This is a genomic window from Aedoeadaptatus nemausensis (assembly GCF_903819165.1).
Lineage (GTDB): Bacteria > Bacillota > Clostridia > Tissierellales > Peptoniphilaceae > Aedoeadaptatus > Aedoeadaptatus nemausensis.
The window spans coordinates 1-2546 of the sequence record NZ_CAIJCS010000035.1; the positions used below are offsets into that span (position 1 = coordinate 1).

Below are 2546 nucleotides of genomic sequence, written 5' to 3' on the forward strand. Positions count from 1 at the left end.
TGAGAACTTGGTCTTGGCCCCCATTTCACGAGCCTTTTCCCTTAGGGCATCAAAGTCGGAGCCTGTTGCACCAGATACTGCTTTTACCTTTGACATACCAGAGTCAAAATCTGATGCAGTCTTTACTGCCGCTACCCCAAGACCTGCTACTGCAAGAGATACTGGCATCATTTTTCTTCCTACGTTTTCTATATTTTGCCCTGTGTTTTGCCATTTTTCTCCAGTAATAGCTATGTTTTGAAGGGTTTGATTAGTGGTTGCCCCTTGTCTTTCTAGAGATTTAAGGGCTTGTTCTGTTTCAATAATTTCACGTTTAAGGGCATCATATTGCTCTTGGGAAATCTTTCCTTCTGCAAGAGCCTGTTCAGCTTGTTTTTGTGCCTCTTTTAAAGAGGTTAATTTATTCTTTGTTTCTTCTAAGGTCTGTCCTAATAGCTTATGCTTTTGTGAGATAAGTTCAGTGTTGCCAGGATCAAGTTTAAGAAGTTTGTTAACATCACGAAGTTCTGATTGAGTATGCTTAATCTCCGTATTTACTTGTTTTAGTGCAGTCTGTAATTTGGTAGTATCCCCACCAATCTCAACAGTTATCCCTTTTATTCTATTTGCCAATATCTCACCTCCTCTTTAGAGATATATTTATCAGTATTTTTATTGATGTTTTTATCGATTTCTGCTATACTTATCTTGAGGTGATAAGTATGAATTTTGTAAAAGAATTATCCAACAAGACTGTATCCATTTCTGAATTTAATCGAGGCCTAGCTGGACGTATTTTCGATGATGTCAAAGTGAACGGTTCTAAGGTCGTATTAAAAAATAACACTCCTGAGTGCATTCTTGTTTCTCCTGATGAATATACGAAACTCATTGATGAGCTCGAAGATGCAAGAGATCTTATGATTGCCAATACAAGGATGTCATCAATGGATAAATCCGATTTAATTTCTCAAGATGAATTTGAGGAAGCCTTTCATATCGATTTAAATGAAGTCTCTCCTCTTGATGAGGACGAAATCGAATGAACTATAAACTATCCTTTATAAAAGAAGCCATCCAAGACTATAAAGCCTTAGATGGATCTCAAAGAAAAATTGTCGATAAAGCACTTAAGAGGATCTTAATAAATCCTCTTCCTAATACCGAAGGTGGCTATGGCAAGCCTCTTTCTAACCTATCTGATTCTAAGCTTGCTGGTCTTATGAAAATTAAACTTAAGAGTTCAGGTCTTAGGATCGTTTATAAATTGGAAAAATCAGATGATGAAGTTCTTGTCATTATTATCGGTGCAAGAGCGGAATCCAAAGTCTATAAAGATGCTGAAAAAAGAGTAGCTAAGCTTGAAGATTAAAACTTATCATAATCTTCTTGCGTAGCTACTTCTTTATATTTATAGTCGTCATTATTCTTCTCTGTGAACATATCATTTACAAGTCCAATTGTTAGTAGGGATAAATCAGAAACAGAAAGACCAAGCTCTACTGCCCTTAATAGAAACAAGGGTGTAGTCATTGGTCTTTCTGTTGGTCTTACTTTTTTTTAGGAACTTCTTCCGATTTTATATTAAGTCCCCACAACTCAATTAGCTGAGGTAGAATTTGATAAATTGAAAAGGTTGAGAAATTATCCAACCATTCTTCTGGACTATCAGGAACAGATTTATCTCCATGCTTTGCCATAACATAGGCTATGTTTTCAAATAACTCAAGTGAACCTATGTCAAGATTAGATTTATCTTCATCGTTTTTCTTCATAGATTTTTCTAGTTCCATCAAATCTTTAAAGATGTCTCGACCAAACTTTAATCTATAAATTCTTGGAATAGCTGCTGATGCACGGAAAACAACTTCTTTCCCATCGATTTGAATTTTCTTGGTTAGTGCCATATTTATTTACCTCCAACACTTGCTCTTGAAGGTGTTACTGTAGTTTCTGTTGGCATATAGACTGACTTGTACCAACCATCATAAGTTTCCTTCATAGTCTCTTCGCCTGTTCTAGCCTTTACATTTCCATTTGGAAGTGGTCTTGCTTGGATAGATAAGGTTTCTGGTTGAACTTCTCTTGATTCCTCGTTGGTTTCTCCTTCGAGAGTAGGTCTTGCTGCTGAACAGTTATACATGACGTGACGGATTTTCTTTTGGTCTCCATCAAACTCAAATAACAGTGCAAAGTTTGCGGTTTCAGAATTTGAAGATTCAATAAGAACTTTATTTGAATCTGATTTTTCCATCAAAACATCAGTCCTAAAAGATTCTGGAATAAGAGCGATTTCTAAATCTCCATCATATCCCATATTGTTTGAAATAGTGTAGTATTCAATTCCATCTGCATAAAAGCTTTCAGGCTCTCCATTAGGATCCAATGAAATTGAAACAGCACCAGGCATTGGCACTGGTGTTTTATATTTAATAACGCCCTCTTCAGCTTTATCGAAGAGAGCGTAGTGTACATTGCAAATATTAAACTTTACCTTATTTGCCATAATTGTTACCTCCCATAAATTGTAGTGAGTCAGCTCCATCACAATTCTCTTCGCTCCTTAT

5 protein-coding genes are annotated in these 2546 nt (G+C 36.1%); 2 read left to right on the plus strand and 3 right to left on the minus strand.

All coding sequences use genetic code 11. The features are described 5' to 3' along the window. A partial coding sequence (locus PEPTYR26121_RS08460) for a phage tail tape measure protein (protein ID WP_180500980.1) occupies positions 1-612 on the minus strand: 612 nt, incomplete at its 3' end. Positions 613-701: 89 nt separating this feature from the next. Between PEPTYR26121_RS08460 and PEPTYR26121_RS08465 the strand changes: the two genes are divergently transcribed. Both PEPTYR26121_RS08465 and PEPTYR26121_RS08470 read left to right on the plus strand, forming a co-directional pair. Beyond that, on the plus strand, positions 702-1025 hold the full coding sequence (locus PEPTYR26121_RS08465) for a type II toxin-antitoxin system Phd/YefM family antitoxin (RefSeq protein ID WP_180500982.1): 324 nt from the start codon (positions 702-704) through the stop codon (positions 1023-1025). After that, complete coding sequence (locus tag PEPTYR26121_RS08470; RefSeq protein WP_049690779.1) at positions 1022-1351, plus strand: type II toxin-antitoxin system RelE family toxin; 330 nt, start codon at positions 1022-1024, stop codon at positions 1349-1351. The genes PEPTYR26121_RS08465 and PEPTYR26121_RS08470 overlap by 4 nt, the downstream gene beginning before the upstream one ends. A 178-nt stretch (positions 1352-1529) precedes the next feature. On the opposite strand, the gene PEPTYR26121_RS08475 is transcribed toward PEPTYR26121_RS08470, so the two are convergent. Continuing rightward, the gene (locus PEPTYR26121_RS08475) at positions 1530-1886 is read right to left on the minus strand and encodes a hypothetical protein (RefSeq protein WP_019117844.1); all 357 of its coding nucleotides are present in this window, start codon (positions 1884-1886) and stop codon (positions 1530-1532) included. Between the two features lie 2 nt (positions 1887-1888). Continuing rightward, the gene (locus tag PEPTYR26121_RS08480) at positions 1889-2485 is read right to left on the minus strand and encodes a major tail protein (RefSeq protein WP_180500984.1); all 597 of its coding nucleotides are present in this window, start codon (positions 2483-2485) and stop codon (positions 1889-1891) included. Positions 2486-2546: the final 61 nt, after the last annotated feature.